The following is a 17,364-nucleotide window of genomic DNA, read 5'->3' as shown; positions in this document are numbered from 1 at the left end:
TCTATCGCGTGGCGATTTCGGAAAGCTGAAGAAAATAGGACGACATTTGTCTGGTTCTCGGGTTTCAGATCGCAGATGGACGGCGAGAAGGCGATGGCGCTCGACGCGTGGGCGGGCAGCAATGGCGCGGGGTGCCTGCGTTTCGATTATTCCGGCCATGGGCTTTCCAGCGGCGCGTGCGAAGACGGCACGATCAGCCGATGGCTCGACGAGGCTGACGCGGTCATTGCGGCGGCTGCGGTTTCCGGGCGTTCGGTTTTCGTCGGCTCAAGCATGGGCGGGTGGCTCTCGCTGCTGATTGCGCGACGGCTCGCTGAACTGGATCGCCCCTCGCCCGCCGCGCTCGTGCTGATCGCGCCCGCCTGGAACATGACGCGCGTCATGCTCGACCGTTTCCCGCCCGAAGCGAAAGCCGCGCTCGAACGCGACGGCGTTTTCCTGCGTCCGTCCGCCTATGGCGCGGAGCCTTATCCGATCACGAAGACGCTCGTCGACGACGGCGAGCGGCATCTGTTCGGCGAAACCATCGGCATCAGCGCACCCGTCCGTATCATCCACGGGCAGCAGGACGCGGACATACCGTGGCGGCACTCGCTGGACCTGATCGACCGTCTTGCCGCGCCCGACATCCGCCTGACCCTCGTCAAGGACGCGGAACACCGCCTATCGCGCCCGCAGGATCTCGCGCTGCTGTTCGCAACGCTCGCGGAATTTTTGTAAGCCCGCGTCAGCCCTCCCGTGCAAGCGCGCGCAGACCCTCGCGATAGGTCGGATAGCGCAGCAGCACGCCAAGCTCGCGCTTGATCTTGGCGTTGTGCACGCGCTTGTTGCCTTCGTAGAAGCTGCGCGCCATCGGCGATAGATCCGCCTCCTCGTAAGGAATGAGCGGCTGCTTCGGCACGTCGATAAGGTCCGCCGCATAGGCCAGCACGTCCGGGTTCGGGGCCGGTTCGTCGTCGGTCACGTTGAAGATGTGGACGCCGCCCAGCCGGTCTCGGCGAATCGCGGCAAGCACGGTCTGCGCGATGTCTTCGACGTGGATGCGGTTGAACACCTGCCCCGCCTTGTGTATCCAACGCGCCTCGCCCGAGCGGATGCGGTCGATGGGGCTGCGTCCGGGACCGTAGATGCCCGCCAGCCGGAAGATGTCGAGCGCGATGCCCTTCTCTTTCGCGAGCGCCGTCCATTCGATCTCGGCCTCGGCGCGCGCCGACCGCCTGCCACCGGTGGCGGCCACATGCGTTTCCTCATCGACCCACTTGCCGCCGTGGTCGCCATAAACGCCGATGGTGGAAAGATACCCGATCCAGTGAAGCTCCGGTGCCTCCAGCAACGCGTCGCGATAGGCAAGCAGCGCCGGATCGCCCTCCGCATCCGGCGGCACCGAAACGAGGCAGTGCGAGGTCGTCTGAAGCCCGGCCGCGACAGCTTCGGCGTCGCTGAAGAGGATCGGCGTGATCCCGTCTCGCGCGATTTGTTCAAGCTTGTCGCGCGAGCGCACCGTGCCCGTCACCGGCCAGCCGCCATCAGCCAGATGGACGGCGGTTGCAAGCGCGGAATATCCAAGTCCGAAAACGAAAAGATTGCTCATGGCGTCCGCTCCCATTCCTCGCGCACGGCGACGTCTTTTTCTTCTGAACTATAACTTTCTTTCAGTTTCGATTTAAGCTCAAGCCCGCCTAATTGCCTTACGGCCCAGACAGCCATGCCGCGCACGAGCGGCGAGTCGTCGCACAGGAGCGACAGCGCGTCGTCAAGAAGCGCCGCGTCGCCGGAATTGCCCGCCGCGATCAGCGCGTTCCTCACAAATCGGTCGCGCTTGATGCGCTTGATCGGCGAGCCCGCGAAGCGCGCGCGAAAGGCGGCATCGTCGAGGCGCAGAAGCTCACGGAGCAGCGGATTATCGGCCCCGTCGCGCGCATGGAAGCGCATCTCGCTCGCTTCCTGCGCAAACTTGTTCCAGGGGCACGCCGCGAGGCACTCGTCGCAGCCATAGATGCGGTTGCCGATGGCCTCGCGAAATTCCGGCGCGATCTGGCCCTTGTGCTCGATGGTGAGATAGGAGATGCACCGGCGCGCGTCGATGCGATGCGGCGCGGGGAAGGCGCGCGTCGGGCACGCGTCGAGGCAGGCGCGGCAGGTGCCGCAGCGGTCGCGCTCGGGTGCGTCGGGCGCAAGCTTTGCGGTGGTGAAGATCGCGCCGAGAAAAAACCACGAGCCGAGATCGCGCGCGACGAGATTCGTATGCTTGCCCTGCCAGCCGAGGCCCGCCGCCTGCGCAAGCGGCTTCTCCATGACAGGCGCGGTATCGACGAACACCTTCACGTCGGCGCCCGCGATGCTGGCGAAATCCCGCGCCACCGCCTTGAGCTTCGCCTTGATGATGTCGTGATAGTCCGCGCCTTTCGCATAGACGGATACGGCGCCTCGCGAAGGATCGTTGCGCGCGGTGCGCGGATCGACGTCGGGGCCGTAACTCAGCGTGACGAGAATCACGGAGCGCACATCCGGCCACAGCACGCGCGGATCGGCGCGCTTGTCCGCGTTCGCTTCGAGCCAGCCCATGTCGCCGTGAAAACCCGCCGCGAGGAACCCCATAAGCCCCTCTCCTGCCCCGCCGATGGACGCCGGGTCCGCGATGCCGACCGTGTCGAACCCCTCCGCAAGCGCGCGCGCCTTCACGACGCCGGAAAGATTATCTCCCGCCGCTGCCGACCGCGCATGCTCAGAAGTCGAGATCCGCATAAGTCTCCGGAGGGCTGAAGCCCGGTATTCGATCGGCGAGAATGGATCTGAACGACGGCCGCGATTTCAGGCGCTGATACCACGCCTTCGCCTCGGGGAACTCCGTCCACGGGATCTCGGACAGATAGTCCATCACCGAAAGCTGCGCCGCCGCCGCGACATCGGCGAAACTGATATGATCGCCGCCGAGCCATTTCCGCTGATCGCTTAAAAAGCTGATGTAGGAGAGATGATAACGCAAATTCGAGCGGCAAGCGCGGATCGCAGGAAGGTCCGGCGCGAGGCGCCCGCGCGCCATCGGCTTGTAAAGCTTCTCGTCGAGCAGGCTCTGGCTCACCTCGGCATCGAATTTGGTGAGGAACCAGTCGGCCACGCGCCGCGCCTCCGCCCGCTCCACGGGCAATCCCGGCCAGATCTGCGCCCGTGCCGCGGCACCCGTTTCGCGCGGCGTCGATTCGGAGAGATATTCGACGACCGGGTATACACCGCAAATCGCCCGAGCATCGAGCATGAGAACGGGCAACGTCCCCGCCGGGTTGATGTTGAGGAAGTCGCGCGCGAGCGCCCAAGGCTTCACCTCCGACAGATCCGCCTCGATGCCGCACTCGAACAGCGCCACACGAATAGCGCGCGAGGCCGGGCAAAGCGGAAAATGAATCAGCGTCGTCGGCATGGGGCGGCGGGCTAAAACGCGGCGGCGCGGCCGGTGGAGAACTCACCCCTCGGCCGGTAGCGCTGGAGATAGGGCGGCACGATGACCTCGATGCTTTTCGGCTCCGTGACACCCAGGCCCTCAAGTGTGCGCTGGTCGCGGATCGCCTCGGCTCCGACGATGTTGTCGTTCTGGAGCAGGCGAACCTGATCCAGCGTGATCGGCGCGCCCGGAAGCGCCTGAACGAAAAACGCCTGTATTTTCGCCGCCCAGAACGGCACCGGCAGCAGAACGCGGGGCCGCTGCGTCCACTCGCAGACTTTCTGGAGGATTTCGCGGAAGGTGTAGACGCTCGGGCCGCCGAGTTCGTAAACGGCGCCCTCTGTGGCGCGTCCCTCGACTGCCGCCGTCACGGCGCGCGCGACATCGCCGACATAGACGGGCTGGAATCGCGTGTTGCCACCGATGAGCGGCAGCACCGGCGACAGGGCCGCGAGCCCGGCGAAGCGGTTGAAAAACTGATCCTCCGGCCCGAACACCAGCGACGGACGCAGGATCACGGTTTGCGGGAAAGCGGCCAGAGCGCGGGCCTCGCCCTCCCCCTTCGTGCGGGCATAGGCCGAGTGCGAAAGCCGGTCCGCGCCGATGGCGGAGACATGGACGAAGCGTTTCACGCCTGCCGCGCGCGCCGCCTTCGCGATAAGTTCCGGCGCGTCCGCATGCACCGCCTTGAAGCGCTGACGGCCCGACGGCGCGAGGATGCCAACGAGGTTCACGACCGCGTCCGCGCCTCTCACGGCCTCGGCGACGGACTTCTCGTCACGTACATTGGCGCTGACAAGCGCAATCTGGCCGACCGAGCCGAGCGGCTGGAGATACAGCGCGAGTTCCGGGCGGCGCACAGCCACCTTGATGCGGAACCCCGCCTTCGCCAACGCCTGAACCACATATCGGCCGAGAAATCCGGAGCCGCCGAAAACGGTGACCACGGTCGAATTTCCATTTGCAGATGCCATGCGAAACCCTGTGGAGATCAAGCGTGCGTGAGGGAGAGGGAATTAATCATAACGCATATCGCGCCTTCTCTCGAATGAAAAGCTGAGATGGTCAAAAGACCGTTCGAGCGCGATTGACAAAGCCCGCGGCGCCATCTACGTACTACGCCCACAGCCCAGATGGCGGAATTGGTAGACGCACTAGTTTCAGGTACTAGCGCTGCAAGGCGTGGAGGTTCGAGTCCTCTTCTGGGCACCACTTTGTTCGTAAGTCATTGATTTTGCACCATATTCTTTATGGTGAGACAGCGAGCGAGACACATTTTTTCTCCGCTAATGAGTCCTGAGCCTAGTTAATAGACGATTGATTAACCAGGTATTTTGCGCATTCTTCAAAGGATGGCGGTAAGGGTGACTGGCAGCCTCTTGCTGAGCATTTGTTAGAAGTTTCGGCGCTTGCTGCGCAATTCGGTGTCCCTGGGGGCCGGGCTGCTGCACGACCTTGGCAAATACCATCCTGATTTCCAACGCCGTCTCGAGGGTAGCGACATCCGTGTCGAGCATTCGATTGCCGGTGCGGCACTTCTCCTTTCTCACAGGAAATCCGCGCGAAAGGGGGGTCGCCGAACTGATCGCCCACGGCGAGCGCGGCTCGACTTTGCGGGGCCGATGGACAATGCCGCGCTGGTGGATGCGCTTGGGAGTGAGCAACGGGCGCTCGTCATCGGCAACAGCCGCGCCCACGCGCTCGACCTCTATCGCGGCCGGGCTCGACGGCGTTTTGCACCTCACCACACGGCACTATGCGGTGCATCGGCGCGAATCCTGAAAGATGTGCGCGCGCGACTGGAAAACGACCGTCCCTGTCGGCTGATCGCTACTTCCCTGGTGGAAGCCGGGGTCGACGTCGATTTTCCTCGCGTTTTTCGCGCGGAAGCAGGGCTGGACCAGATCGCGCAGGCGGCTGGTCGCTGCAACCGTGAAGGCCGCCGCGATCCGGATGCCAGCGCCGTCACTGTGTTCGAGGCTGTGGGCTATTCGGTGCCGAGCGAGATCAAGGGGCTCATCGGCGATTTCGGACGTATCAGACACAAGCATGCTGATCTGTTCGCGCCCGCCGCCATTCAGGACTACTTCGAGGAAGTGTTCTGGCGCGTGGGCGACAGGCTCGACGGCAAGAAGATTCTGATAGAGTTCAAGTTTGATCGCAACAGAACGTATTTCCAGTATCGCACTCGGCGAGAAGTTTCGCATGATCGAAGGCGGCCTCCTGCCAGTGATCGTGCCGGGCGACGGGGCAGCCCAAAAGGCGGTCGCCGATCTCAGCAATAAGGCCATCCCTTCGGGCAAGCTAGCCCGGCAGTTGCAGGGCTACATCACTCAGGTGCCGCAATTTGGCTTTCCCCAAACGGAGGTCTGAACGCTAATGCCCTATGGCTTTTGCCTCACATCATTTGTGGCGGGTGCAGCATAATTCCTTGCGGCCTTGCCTCATCTGCCTCACCGTTTTTCCCATTACCAAGGCGCGAGCGAAACAGCCGCGAACTCGTCGCCGTCGTCGCCGTTCGGAATGCGAATGACATAAACGCGCTGATTTCCGATTTTCGGCAGCCTTTCGGTTCGTAGAAGGCGCGGCCTCCGCGCGTATCGCGCACATAGCCCGCGCGCCACACCTGACGCGACCGGTTCGATTATGGATTTTTCTTGACCAACGTGATGGCGGCGGAGGCGCGGCCTCGTCACGTTCGTTGCTCGCTTCACTTTGTCTTCTCCTGCACTTCGGCTTTTTACACCCACGTAGAAAACGGCGCACATTTTACATTTGCGTCAATCCCTCCCGCGGCTGGGGTGTGCATTGTTTTATAAACTTTTTTGGCTCGATCTTTGCTCTAGCCTGATTTAGAAGCTGTATCTTCATCGAACCAACTTACGGGGCATAATGTCCTTAGACGTCCCCTTCAGAAACCTCGGAAAATTTCACGGGGCGACAGCCATCCCAATGCCGTTACCCGGCTCTCCTGCGGGTTCGGCATGGCAATGACCGCGAGTGTGCGGCGCATAGGCGAGGAGCAGAAGCTCGCCATTGTCGTGGAGCAACTCACTCTCCGCCGCGGCAAGGTCGAAGTCCTTCGTGATCTGTCGCTTTCCTTCCGCGAATGTTCCGTGACTGCGGTTGTCGGACCGTCTGGCGTCGGAAAGACGACGCTCGTCAGCGCGATAAACGGGCTCCTTCTGCCGGAGAAAGGGCGCATCGCCGTCTCGGGTATCGGTGCGCTCGACAACCCGGCGGCGCTGAAGGCCGCGCGACACCGCATCGCGACTATCTTTCAGGATCACGCCCTTATCGGGCGGCTTTCGGCCATCGACAACGTGCTGCTCGGGCTTGCCGACATGCGCCATCCCCTCTCGCCGCTGCCATGGCCGGGCGAGTTGCGCCTGCGCGCAGCGGAAGCGCTGGAGCAGGTCGGCCTTCTGGACAAGGCAGCCGTTCGCGCGGACCAGCTTTCGGGCGGCGAACGCCAGCGGGTCGGCATCGCCCGCGCGCTGATACGCAAGCCAGTGATCCTGCTCGGCGACGAGCCATTCGCGTCGGTCGATCCGGTGCTCGCACAGCGCCTCGCCGAAAACTTCAAAAGCCTCATCACCAAGCACGGCATCACCGTGATCCTCGTGCTGCATCAGCTTCAGATGGCTCGCGCGCTCGCGGATCGGATCGTCGGCCTGTCGGGTGGACGGATCGCGTTCGATGGCCCTGCTGCGGAATTCGATGCGGACGCCGAAGCACGAATTTTTTCGCCTGCCCAGAAAGCGGGCAGTCGCGCGTTTCAACCCCAAGAGGAGATGTAATGCTTAAAACACCTGCACTCATCGCAAAACTTGCGATGGCAGCCGCCATGCTCATCGGCGGCGTAATGACGGCGGCCGCACAGTCGCCCCGCCCCGAGAAACTTGTCGTGGGCCTCCTCCCCGGCGAGTCCGCGCCAACCGTAATGCGCCTCAACGAGCCGCTGCGCGCCTATCTTGAAAAGAAACTGAACATCCCCGTGGAACTGGTCGTCGGCGCCAACTACGCCGCCACCGGCGAGGCGCTGCGTTTCGGCCGCCTCGACATCGCCTATCTCGGCCCGGTGACGTATCTGCTCCGTGCCCGAAGCGCCAAGCTCGAACCCTTCGCGCGGCCCTCGCACGCTGTCGTCGGCCCGACCTTTCAGGCCGTCGTCATCGTGCCGGCTGACAGCCCCGCGAAGACGCTCGCGGACCTCAAGGGCGGCGAAATCGCGTTCGGCGACCCGGCGTCGACATCTGGCACATGGGTTCCGCGGTACCAGCTTCTGGCGGCGGGCCTCGTTTCGGGCCGAGACTACCAGCTTCGCGTGCTTGGCGCGCATGACGCCGTGGCGCTCGCGGTCGTGAACAAGAAGGTTGCGGCTGGCGGGCTTTCCTACCCGATCTACCAGCGCCTTCTGAAAGAGGGCAAGATCGACAAGGACGCCACGCGCATTCTCGAACTTTCGCCGCCGATCCCCGAATATATGTGGACGTTCCGCGAGGGCCTCGATCCCGAGTTCCGCGAGGAAATCCGCAAGGCGTTCACCAGCGTGAACGACCCTGAAGCGCTGAAGGTGTTCCGCGCCGAAGCCTTCATCCCGGCCGTCGATTCCGACGTGGATCGCGTCCGCACCTGGATGGACGCGATCAAGAACGCCAACCCCGAAGCGATCCCGGCACCTCAATGACGGCAGAGGCCCTTCGGCCCGAGATGGCGGCTATTCTCGCGGATAGCCGCCGCAAGCTGCGCGCCGCGATCCTCACCGGAGCGGCGCTGGCAGTCGTGATCCTTGCCGCCTTCCTCTATGCGGGCGCGCTGAATCCGAAGCGCTACGCCGACGCCATTCCCACGATCCTGAAGCTCGCGTCGGATGCGTTTCCGCCCGACTTCAGCCGCTGGCAAAGCTGGGGCAAGCCGCTTCTCGAAACGCTGTCGATGAGCGTCGCGGGCACCGTGCTTGGCGTGTGCATGGCCTTGCCGCTGGGGGCGCTCGGCGCGCGCAACGTGACGCGGAGCAACTTCATCAACGTGCCGGTTCGCTTCGTGCTGAATATGCTGCGCTCGATCCCCGGCCTGATCTGGGGCGTGATCTACGTCGCGGCGGTTGGCTTCGGACCGCTCCCCGGCGTCCTCGCGCTTGCCACGCATTCGACCGGCATGCTCGGCAAGTTCTACGCCGAAACCATGGAGCACGTGGACCCCGGCCCCGGTAACGCGCTCAAGAGCCACGGCGTGTCGAAGCTCGGCGTGCTGCGCTTTTCCGTCGTGCCGCAAATTCTGCCGCAACTGGTCGACGTCACACTTTACCGCTGGGAGCATAATCTCCGCGCGGCGACGACGCTCGGCGTCGTGGGTGCGGGAGGCCTCGGCCTCGAAATCATCACCGCGTTCAACCTGTTCGAGTATCGCGAGGCGATGGCGCTGATCATCGTGCTGCTCGTGCTCGTCACGCTGATCACGATCCTCGGCGCACGGCTCCGGCGGCATTTTTTGGGTCAGATGTAGAGAACTGATTCTCGAATGTGTTCGGCGAAAGGGGAGCATACTGACTTCGGCGAATCCCAAAGTCAGCCGCCGGCCCCTTCAAATCTCTTGCTCGTCGAGCGGCAGGCGCCTGCCCTTGCCGTCGAACATCACGCGGCGCATCCAGAGCGGCGGCGTCCCCTGCATCAGTTTCTGCATCTGGACGATCACGTCGTCGATATCGCGGATGCGCGAGTTCTTCACCGGAAAGACGCGCTTGTTGTGAACGCGCACGGCGGCGAGATCGCTCATGCCGAGTGTGAACAGCACGGAGCAGTTCTCCAGCACTTCCACGCGCTCGACGAGCGGATCGTGGCCCGTGCCGTCGTCGTCGCCCATGTCTTCCATCACGCAGCGGCCGTTATTGGCGGCCTTGCCGCCAGCCGGGGCTTTGCGGCCGGTCTTCGAGAAGCTAACCACGTCGACGAATTCGGCACCGTCGCGGCCGACATCGTAGAACACGACCTGCTTCGCCGATGCGAAATTCGCATCGCATTGCACGAGGCTGTTGGTCGTGACGGCTATGCGAAGATGCGCGGCGTCCATTGGATAAGTCCTCTCGTTGCTGGCGGTCGATCACGTCATGGGTTGGTTCTTGACCGGCACCTCGTAGCCGAGGCGTGCTCGGTATCTTGCAGGCAGCGTGCCATCCGGCGAGCGTGCCTGCCATTTGGGAAGTTCGGCGAGCGTGATCTTCCCGTTTTCCAGCGCCTCGGCCGGAACGATGTAGAGGTCTTCGCCATACGGCAGATAGAAGTCGACTGGATAGACGGAGGCGTTCCGGTGCAACTCGGTTATCTCGATGACGAGCGCATCCGTGCCGATCTTCAGCGGGAAACTCGCGCAGTCGAGGCGGAAATGGCGGTTGAACGTCGCAAACGGCTTCCTGAACTGGTTCAGGCTTCGCTTCTCGTCCGAGTATTTTTTGATCTCGCCGATGATGTCCGCGTAATACTCCGCCATCATCGCATCGATATAGGCGTCCGGGTAAGGCTGACGGACTGCGTCCATGTACCAGACGGCGGCGCTTTCGATCAGCTTTAATCCAGCGGGTGAAATGCGCAGCCACAGTACTTCGCGCGCGACCTCTCCCTTGATGTCGAGAAGGCCGTTCTTCATCGAGATTTCGCCGAGGCGGTGGAAGGTCAAGAGGCGCACAACGCGCAGGATGCGATAAATCTCGGCTCCGATCTTGTCGGAGAGCGACTTGCGGGGAAGGTCGGTATATCTCTGCCAGTATGATACACCTTCCGCCCCCGCAAGGCGCGCTTCATGAAATGCGTCGAGCATCATGAAGGTTCTGCACGCTCCGAGGGCCAGCGGCATTGGCGCTTCGGAGTCTGCGTCTGCCGGCGCGAATGAGATAAGTTTTCGCGCCGTGGACAGCTCTATCTGCCGATGTTCGGGCAGGCGAAGCTGCGGTGAACAGCTGTCGGAAAGACCGGCGACGATATCGTCGAGAAGCGGCATGTTTCACTCGATCCGTTTACGGAAAATCCTTAGCTGGCGTCATCGGGGCGAACTGCCAGGAACACCCCCGAAGCCGGGAAGCGCGAGAAGCGCTCATAACTGCTGGTAGAGTGCCGCGACCGGTTCAGGGCCGGTCGCGAAAGGGTCGCTTGCTTACCACGTGTTGAGGAGCCACTCGCGGTCCTTCGTGTATTCCATGTGCGTGAAGAGCGCGTTCGCGATCGACTCGCCGAGCAGCATCGCACCGCGATAGCCCATGAGCGGATGCCGGTAGAGACCGGCGCGGTCGAAGGACGGGAAGCCCACGCGCACCATCGGGATGTTGGCGTCGATGGCGATGTAGCGGCCCTTCGAATGACCAAGGATGATGTCGGGCTTCGTGGCCGGATCCTTGCAGCGCTTCTCCAGTTCCCAGAGATCGGCGTTGCAGACGACTTCCATATCCCAGTTGACCTTATCCTTCAGGTCCTTGATGCGGCTGTCGCGCTTGTAGCGGCCGTTGTCGTCGCCGAGCATCAGGATCGTCGGCTTCAGTTCGACCTCGGTGCAGAAATCCGCGAGGCCGAGCACGAGGTCCGGGTGGCCGTAGATCGCGACTTTCTTGTCCGCGAAGAACATGTGCGCGAGGTCTTGCAGCGCGTCGATCGCGACGCCGCGTTCATGGGCGAGGCTGTCCGGGATCGCCTTGCCGGTGATGCGGCTGATCTCTTCGAGCATCGCGTCGGTGTTGGCGATGCCGTAGGGCGTCGCGAGCTTCGCGGCAGGCACACCGAAGGCGTTCTGGAGGTGCTGCGCGGCCGGGTCGCTCTCATAGCGGGCGAGCGAGATGGATGCGAGGGCGTTCGGGGCGTCCGCGATGTCCTCGACCGTGGTGCGGCCGTGCGTCGAGATCGACTTGTCGGGCATCATCGGGGAGTCGAAATCCTCGATGTCGAAGAAGAAGTGAGCGTCGACGCCCATTTCCTTCACGTAGTGCTTGAGCTGAACGAGGTCGCCCGGATTGATCCAGCCGGGGAAGAAGTTGAGCTTGCCTGAGGGCGTCGTCTTCGTCTTCGCGATGTCCTTGACGACGGAAAGCACGCACTCGGCATAGCCGCCGACCTGGCTCGACTTGAAGCTCGGCGTATGCACGACCGGGATGTGAAATTTCCGGTTCGGGAACATCTCCTTGAGCTTCTTCTGCACGCGCACCACAGCGCCTTCGCAGTCGTCACCGATAACTTCGGTCGAGCAGGTGGTGATGAGCGGGATCACGCGCAGTTCGGGATACCGCTGGGCCAGAACGACAATGCCGTCCTCGATGCGGTCATGGCCGCCGAACACCGCCGAGTCCTCATGGAGCGACGACGACGCGATGTCGAAGTTTTCCTTGAAGTGCTGGGCGAACAGCAGACGCACGAACATCGTGCAGCCCTGACCGCCGTGAACGAGCGGAATGCAATCCTTGATGCCGATACCGGCATATTGTGCGCCTGCCGGCTGGCAGTCGTACATGGGGTTGATGACGCCAACCCGGTCTTTCGAGACAACTTCGCAACCCATGGGGGTCAACCTTTCGAGAATAGTGTTCCGGTTCCCGCCGCGTGGTTCGCGCGGCGGGGGCTGGCCCCGGAGGGCCGATTCAGATGGTTTGGCTCTAGTAGAGCGTGTGCGTCAGCTCGCCGTTGAGCGACTTCGTGATCGTGTGCTCCACAAGGCGGTCCTTCAGTTCCGCCAGAAGGCTGTCGATCTGGTCCGCGCTTGCCTCGTTGATCCACGAAAAGCGCTCGCGGAAGTCTTGCACCATGATCTTGGCGTCGGCGTAGAACAGCCGGTCCATCGGCGTTTCGAGCACCGGCTTTCCGCCCTTCAGGAGGATGGCAGCCGTCTTGATGATACCGTCGATGTTTTCCTGACGGTCCCACGAGCGGGAGAAGAACTGCCACAGGCAGCGCTCCTGCACATATGCGAACAGTTGGTCGATCTTTTCCATGGTCAGGCGGCCTCAAGCACGGGGGCGGTCTTCTTCGCGCCGCGGATGTCCTTGGCGGCGAGGGAGAGGAGCGGGTTGTTGGTGGCGTTGTAGATGTCGCGGGCCATGTTCACGAAGCCCTCAAAGCCCATGTAGGGGCCGTTGTGGTACGCGTGGCCGTTGATGTACGGGATGTGCAGCTTCTTCACGAGTTCGCCGACGCGCGGGCCCGTAAAGATCACGTCCGGGTGCACATGCTGGAGGATTTCGAAGAATTCCAGCTCGTTGCCGTCGTCGACGTAGTAGGTGCCGGCCGCGCCGCGGGCGATAACCTTCTCGAAGTCTTCCTGATGGCCGAACTTCGAGGACATCGCGACAACCGTCATCCCCATGTCGTCTTCGACCGATTTCGTCCAGTGCCAGAGGCGCGGACCGCCGGTCCAGATCGCCATCTTCTTGCCCTTGAGGCGCTCCTTGTACCAGTCGAGCTGCGGCTTCCACTTCGCGTATTCTTCCGCGATGAGGGCTTCGCCCCGTTCTTCGATACCGAAGAAGGCGCAGACCTTGCGGATGCCTTCTGCCATGTAGTTGAAGCCCCACGAGTCGATGTCGAGGCGCGGAATGCCGTAGCGCTTCTTCAGTTCGTTCGCGATGTAGCCCGCCGAGCGCGCGCAGTTCACGACATTGAGCTGAGCGCGATGCATGGAGCGCAGTTCGTCGTAATTCGCGTTGCCGGTGAAGTGCGCGATGACCTGAATGCCGAGGCGGTCCCAATATTGCTGAAGAAGCTGGGTGTCGCCCTGGATGTTGTAGTCGCCAATGAAGTTGATGGTGTATTCGCTCTTGATCTCCGGCTCGACCTGGCCAACCTTGTCGTTGATCCAGCCAATGTTGAGCACGTGGTGGCCCTTCGACTGCGAAACGCCGGCGAAGCCAGGGCATTCAACCGTGAAGATGTCGACGTCGGGACGCTCGCCCATCACCTTCTTGACGGTGTGGCGGATGTCGTCGCCGATGAGCGCGGTCGGGCATGTCGTGTAGACGATCATGCGCTTGACGTCTGGCATCTCGTCGAAAGCTTCGTTGATCGCCTTTTCGAGCCGCTTGTCGCCGCCGAACACGATGTGGCTTTCCTTCATGTCGGTCGACCAGACGTATTTCATCTGGAAGTGGCCGTTGTCGCTCGGGTAGCGCTTGGTGTGCCAGGTGTCGTAGGCGCAGCCGACGGGGCCGTGGATCATTTGGATCGTGTCTTTCAACACGCCGCCGATCACGAGCTTCGCGCCGCAGAAGGAGCAGCCGCGCTCGGAGAGCGTACCGGGGATGGTCGGCGCGTTGGAGACAGGAAGGAAATCGCGCGTGTCTTCGCCGTCAACCTTCAAATAGATATGCTTTTGGCGCTCCGGAATATCCGTATCGCACTTGAGAAGTACCATAGGCATGGCAGTTAATCCTCAAACTTGCTGGTCTATGCTATCCGTTCGGCAGAAGACGGAGCGTTGTGATCCAGCCTATTGCAGGGAGCGTGCCAAACTGCGCCAAAAGCTGTTCCCTATGCGATATAACTTTAATGTCGCCCGGAGAATGAGCGCGCGGGCGTGCTATTACGCATTATATATAGCTATGAGGCGCAAACCGCTGTCCCATGGGCGTTCGCGTGCGTATGGTTTCGCACATCTTCGTTCTTTGCCGTACAGGCGACCGTCCGCGCGCGTACTATTTCGGGCCCACGATCTGATAAACGATCCGAAGCACGTCTGGCACGATGGTTGCGCACCTATTCGCGAAATCGCATCAGGAGAAGAGCCAATGCCCGAAAACGTACTTGAACGAACGAAATCCGAAACTTCGCACGCGGGCGTTATCCGCGCGGCGGTTTCGACCCGTGACGGCCGGAAGATCAACCTGCATTTCGGCGCGACGGACACGTTCTTTATCTACGATGCCAGCGTAGAAGGCGCGGTGCTCGTCGAAAAGCGGTCCATCTCGGAACTGGCGCTCGAAGGAGAAGACGTGCGCGATACCGCATGCCGCATCCTCGCTGACTGCAAGGTGCTTCTGCTCGAAAAGGTCGGCGCCAATCCGCGCGCGATGCTTGAAGCGGCGGGCATCGAGCCAATCGAAAAGTACAAGGGCGAACAGGTCGAAACGGCACTCGCCGCGGTATTTGCGGAGAAGGCGTCATGAGCGGCACACTCGCAATCGACAGCACCGGCTTCCGCCTCGCGCATGCGATGCTGCGCGTGAGCGACCTCGACGCGGCGCTCGACTTCTACACCGGCAAGCTCGGCATGCGCGTGCTTCAGCAGCGCGACCACAAGAAGAACCAGTTCACGCAGGTCTATCTCGGCTATGCGGGCGGCTTCGATCAGATGGCGCTCGAACTGGTGTTCAACTGGATGCAGGACGAGCCCTACCAGCGCGGGCAGGATTTCGGCCATATCGCCATCGAAGTAAAGGGCATCTACGGGCTGTGCAACCGGCTGAAGGAAGCGGGCGTGCCCATGCCGCGCGAGCCGCGATCCCAGAAGCACGGCCACACGACAATCGCGTTCATCGAAGATCCGGACGGACATCGCATCGAGCTGTTCGAGCCCGTACCGGCCGAAAACGCAGCCGAACCGGCGGAAAGCGTCGCCGCAACCTGATCCCAAGAAGGCACCCCCGCGAACGCCTCGCGCGTTTTCGTACATCGCCGAACGCAAGGAGCTAACATGTCCGTCGAATCCGCCATCGCCTATATCACCCGCATGCGCGAGGACAACGATTTCCACCATCTCATCAACGCGAAGAGCGATGACGAGGAAGCCGCGTGGGCTCTGATCCGCGAGCAGGGCTACGACTTCACGCTGGAGGAATTTCAGAAAGCGCGCGACACGATCTATGAGGAATTCGGCATCTCGCCACTTTGACAAAACGCCGCCGCCGGAACCGCTTTCGGCTCCGGCGTCGTTCGGCTCAACTCAGCTCACGGCCCCGCTGATAGCTCAGCACGGCATTGCGTTTCGCTTCGAAATGCTCGGAGATCTGGAGCGCCTCTTCCGCTGACAAATCGATGCCGTGTTTGCGGGCCGATTGCGCGAGATTGTCCGGGCCCTGCATCGCTAGGGCTGCGACTGCCGAGTTCGCAAGCGACGAGAGGCGCCGCCGCATTCCCTCGTCGCACTCGGCGAGCAGACTTTCACGCAACCGTCCTGGAACGTAGCTTTCTTCGGTAGCGCGGGCAGCACCGTTCGTCGACGTACCGAGTGCGCTCGCCGCCGCAGCCGTCGCGATATCGAGGAGTACGCGATGGTACAACTGCGTGGGCGATAGACGCTCCAGAGTTTCGGTGTTCATGCTGCTGCCTCTTTACGACGGAACTGTTTGTAGTTGATGGCGTATTTTTCCATGCGAAGCCCGAGCATGCGCCGGGTCAGGCCAAGCTCCCTTGCCGCTTCGGTCATATTGCCATGGTGCGCTTTCAGCGCCTCCACGATCATTTCGTATTCAACGGCTTGAAGCTTGGCTTCAATCGTCATGCCCGACGGTGCGCCGGGCGTAGTTTCGGGCGTCTGAAGCGACGGCGGCAGATTGTAACCGTGAATGACGCCATCCTCCGCGAGGATCACCGAGCGCTCGATGACATTTTCCAACTCGCGGACATTGCCCGGCCAATGATAGGCAATGAGCATGTTCAGCGCGGGCGTGGAAATCCGCGTCACGTCCTTGCCCGTCTCGGCCGCGTACTTCGTCACGAAATAATCCGCGAGCAGGATGATATCGCTCGACCGGTCGCGCAGTGGCGGGATGGTAATCGGGAACACGTTCAGCCGGTAATAGAGGTCTTCGCGGAACGTGCCTTTGTCCACCATGTCCAGAAGGTTGCGATTCGTGGCAGCGATGATGCGGACATCCACATTCACCGGCTTCATGCCGCCGACGCGTTCGAACGTCTTCTCCTGAAGCACGCGCAAAAGCTTTGCCTGCATGGACAGCGAAAGCTCTCCCACCTCATCGAGGAAGATGCTGCCGCCATGCGCCATCTCGAAGCGGCCCTTGCGCATTGCGATGGCGCCAGTGAACGAGCCTTTCTCGTGGCCGAACAACTCGCTTTCGACGATGTTTTCAGGCAGCGCCGCGCAGTTGAACTTGATGAACGGGCCGTCCGCTGTGATGCTGTTATAGTGGATCGCGTTCGCGACGAGTTCCTTGCCCACGCCGCTTTCACCGAGGATGAGCACGGTAGCTTTGGTGAAGGCAACCTTGTGAATGAGGCTGTACACGTCCTTCATCGGCTTTGAATTTCCGATGATGTTGGATGGCTTGAAGCGCTCCTTCAGTTCCGCGTTGAGGCGCTTGTTTTCGGCTTCGAGCCTCACCTTGTCCACGTTTTCGAGGAGGTAAAGCTCTACGGCGGGCGCGATGATCGAAGCAATCGTCGCGAGAAGCTCCACATCCTGCTTCAGAAGCCGACGATTGATATAGACGCGCTCGGCGCTGATCGTTCCGAGCACGCGCTTCGAATGAACGATTGGTACGCAAAAGAACGAAGTGTTCCCGTTCACGCCGTCGCCGCTGATCGTTTGATTGGCCGAGCCGGGGTTGTCGCGAAGCTTCGGGATGATGATCGGCTTTCCCGCCTCCACCACCTTGCCGGTTATGCCCTCGCCCGGCGAATAGATGCCCTTCGCCTTCTGTTCGTCCGTCAGGCCGAAGCTCGCGTGAATGAAGATCGTTTCGGACTGGCGGTCATAGAGCGTCACCATGGCGCGAACGATCTTCAGGCGCTGCTGCATCACATTCAGGATGATGGAAAGCGAGCTTGCGAGATCTTCGCTGTCGTTAATGATTTCGCTGATCTGATAAAGGATCGGCAGCACGTTGACGCGGCATTCGCCCGTAAAACAATGCGTGAAATCATCGGAAATGTCGTCAAGTTCGACAGAGACCGAGCGTTGGATCGGCATCAGCGCCTCCCCGCTGCGGTCAGGCAGGC

General features: G+C 61.8%; 19 protein-coding genes and 1 tRNA gene. 9 read left to right on the top strand and 11 right to left on the bottom strand.

Annotated features, from left to right (window positions below; translation table 11 throughout):
* Nucleotides 1-75 precede the first annotated feature (75 nt).
* Nucleotides 76-720, top strand: a complete 645-nt coding sequence (locus RVAN_RS02615; protein ID WP_169309504.1) for an alpha/beta hydrolase — start codon at nt 76-78, stop codon at nt 718-720.
* A 7-nt stretch (nt 721-727) separates the two neighbouring features.
* Here RVAN_RS02615 and RVAN_RS02610 read toward each other — a convergent pair whose 3' ends face one another.
* The 4 genes from RVAN_RS02610 to RVAN_RS02595 are packed head-to-tail and all read right to left on the bottom strand — an operon-like array spanning nt 728 to nt 4,413.
* On the bottom strand, nt 728-1,591 hold the full coding sequence (locus RVAN_RS02610; RefSeq protein WP_013418211.1) for an SDR family oxidoreductase: 864 nt from the start codon (nt 1,589-1,591) through the stop codon (nt 728-730).
* Nucleotides 1,588-2,745 (bottom strand): tRNA epoxyqueuosine(34) reductase QueG, encoded by a 1,158-nt coding sequence (gene queG, locus RVAN_RS02605; RefSeq protein ID WP_013418210.1) that lies wholly within the window; start codon nt 2,743-2,745, stop codon nt 1,588-1,590. Before queG ends, RVAN_RS02610 begins: the two co-directional genes overlap by 4 nt.
* Nucleotides 2,726-3,418, bottom strand: a complete 693-nt coding sequence (locus tag RVAN_RS02600; protein WP_013418209.1) for a glutathione S-transferase family protein — start codon at nt 3,416-3,418, stop codon at nt 2,726-2,728. Before RVAN_RS02600 ends, queG begins: the two co-directional genes overlap by 20 nt.
* Before the next feature lie 11 nt (nt 3,419-3,429).
* Nucleotides 3,430-4,413 carry a complex I NDUFA9 subunit family protein gene (locus tag RVAN_RS02595; RefSeq protein WP_013418208.1) on the bottom strand — a complete coding sequence of 328 codons (984 nt, stop codon included), beginning with the start codon at nt 4,411-4,413 and terminating at the stop codon, nt 3,430-3,432.
* 153 nt (nt 4,414-4,566) lie between these two features.
* On the opposite strand from RVAN_RS02595, the gene RVAN_RS02590 reads away from it, so the two are divergent.
* The 5 genes from RVAN_RS02590 (at nt 4,567) to phnE (ending at nt 8,947) form a co-directional block, all read left to right on the top strand.
* A tRNA-Leu gene (locus tag RVAN_RS02590) sits at nt 4,567-4,651 on the top strand.
* A 197-nt stretch (nt 4,652-4,848) separates the two neighbouring features.
* A complete protein-coding gene (locus RVAN_RS20005; RefSeq protein WP_155942331.1) occupies nt 4,849-5,724 on the top strand; it encodes a hypothetical protein in 876 nt (291 codons plus the stop codon).
* Nucleotides 5,725-6,423: 699 nt separating this feature from the next.
* Nucleotides 6,424-7,239 (top strand): phosphonate ABC transporter ATP-binding protein, encoded by an 816-nt coding sequence (locus RVAN_RS02575; protein ID WP_210160450.1) that lies wholly within the window; start codon nt 6,424-6,426, stop codon nt 7,237-7,239.
* Complete coding sequence (gene phnD, locus RVAN_RS02570) at nt 7,239-8,129, top strand: phosphate/phosphite/phosphonate ABC transporter substrate-binding protein (RefSeq protein WP_013418206.1); 891 nt, start codon at nt 7,239-7,241, stop codon at nt 8,127-8,129. Before RVAN_RS02575 ends, phnD begins: the two co-directional genes overlap by 1 nt.
* Entirely contained in the window at nt 8,126-8,947 is an 822-nt protein-coding gene (gene phnE, locus RVAN_RS02565) for a phosphonate ABC transporter, permease protein PhnE (RefSeq protein WP_013418205.1), read from the top strand. The genes phnD and phnE overlap by 4 nt, the downstream gene beginning before the upstream one ends.
* 78 nt (nt 8,948-9,025) lie before the next feature.
* Here the strand turns inward: phnE and RVAN_RS02560 are convergent, their stop codons facing one another.
* The 5 genes from RVAN_RS02560 to vnfD form a co-directional block, all read right to left on the bottom strand.
* Complete coding sequence (locus tag RVAN_RS02560; protein ID WP_013418204.1) at nt 9,026-9,511, bottom strand: NifB/NifX family molybdenum-iron cluster-binding protein; 486 nt, start codon at nt 9,509-9,511, stop codon at nt 9,026-9,028.
* Between the two features lie 30 nt (nt 9,512-9,541).
* Entirely contained in the window at nt 9,542-10,435 is an 894-nt protein-coding gene (locus RVAN_RS02555; RefSeq protein WP_013418203.1) for a hypothetical protein, read from the bottom strand.
* Nucleotides 10,436-10,588: 153 nt separating this feature from the next.
* Nucleotides 10,589-11,977, bottom strand: coding sequence for a nitrogenase component 1 (locus tag RVAN_RS02550; RefSeq protein WP_013418202.1), 1,389 nt, complete (start codon nt 11,975-11,977; stop codon nt 10,589-10,591).
* A 94-nt stretch (nt 11,978-12,071) separates the two neighbouring features.
* On the bottom strand, nt 12,072-12,407 hold the full coding sequence (gene vnfG, locus RVAN_RS02545; RefSeq protein ID WP_013418201.1) for a V-containing nitrogenase subunit delta: 336 nt from the start codon (nt 12,405-12,407) through the stop codon (nt 12,072-12,074).
* A 2-nt stretch (nt 12,408-12,409) separates the two neighbouring features.
* Nucleotides 12,410-13,828 carry a nitrogenase vanadium-iron protein, alpha chain gene (vnfD, locus tag RVAN_RS02540; protein WP_013418200.1) on the bottom strand — a complete coding sequence of 473 codons (1,419 nt, stop codon included), beginning with the start codon at nt 13,826-13,828 and terminating at the stop codon, nt 12,410-12,412.
* Nucleotides 13,829-14,195: 367 nt separating this feature from the next.
* Between vnfD and RVAN_RS20455 the strand changes: the two genes are divergently transcribed.
* The 3 genes from RVAN_RS20455 (at nt 14,196) to RVAN_RS02525 (ending at nt 15,298) form a co-directional block, all read left to right on the top strand.
* The gene (locus RVAN_RS20455) at nt 14,196-14,573 is read left to right on the top strand and encodes a NifB/NifX family molybdenum-iron cluster-binding protein (protein WP_013418199.1); all 378 of its coding nucleotides are present in this window, start codon (nt 14,196-14,198) and stop codon (nt 14,571-14,573) included.
* Nucleotides 14,570-15,034, top strand: coding sequence for a VOC family protein (locus tag RVAN_RS02530; RefSeq protein ID WP_013418198.1), 465 nt, complete (start codon nt 14,570-14,572; stop codon nt 15,032-15,034). Before RVAN_RS20455 ends, RVAN_RS02530 begins: the two co-directional genes overlap by 4 nt.
* 66 nt (nt 15,035-15,100) lie before the next feature.
* The gene (locus tag RVAN_RS02525; RefSeq protein WP_013418197.1) at nt 15,101-15,298 is read left to right on the top strand and encodes a Nif11-like leader peptide family natural product precursor; all 198 of its coding nucleotides are present in this window, start codon (nt 15,101-15,103) and stop codon (nt 15,296-15,298) included.
* A gap of 46 nt (nt 15,299-15,344) precedes the next feature.
* Here the strand turns inward: RVAN_RS02525 and RVAN_RS02520 are convergent, their stop codons facing one another.
* The gene (locus tag RVAN_RS02520) at nt 15,345-15,725 is read right to left on the bottom strand and encodes a hypothetical protein (RefSeq protein WP_013418196.1); all 381 of its coding nucleotides are present in this window, start codon (nt 15,723-15,725) and stop codon (nt 15,345-15,347) included.
* Nucleotides 15,722-17,335, bottom strand: coding sequence for a sigma-54-dependent Fis family transcriptional regulator (locus RVAN_RS02515; RefSeq protein WP_013418195.1), 1,614 nt, complete (start codon nt 17,333-17,335; stop codon nt 15,722-15,724). The genes RVAN_RS02520 and RVAN_RS02515 overlap by 4 nt, the downstream gene beginning before the upstream one ends.
* Nucleotides 17,336-17,364 lie beyond the last annotated feature (29 nt).

This window comes from Rhodomicrobium vannielii ATCC 17100, assembly GCF_000166055.1.
Classification (GTDB): Bacteria; Pseudomonadota; Alphaproteobacteria; order Rhizobiales; family Rhodomicrobiaceae; genus Rhodomicrobium; species Rhodomicrobium vannielii.
Note: the sequence above shows the minus strand (reverse complement) of the source record. Positions and strands in the feature narration are given on the sequence as shown.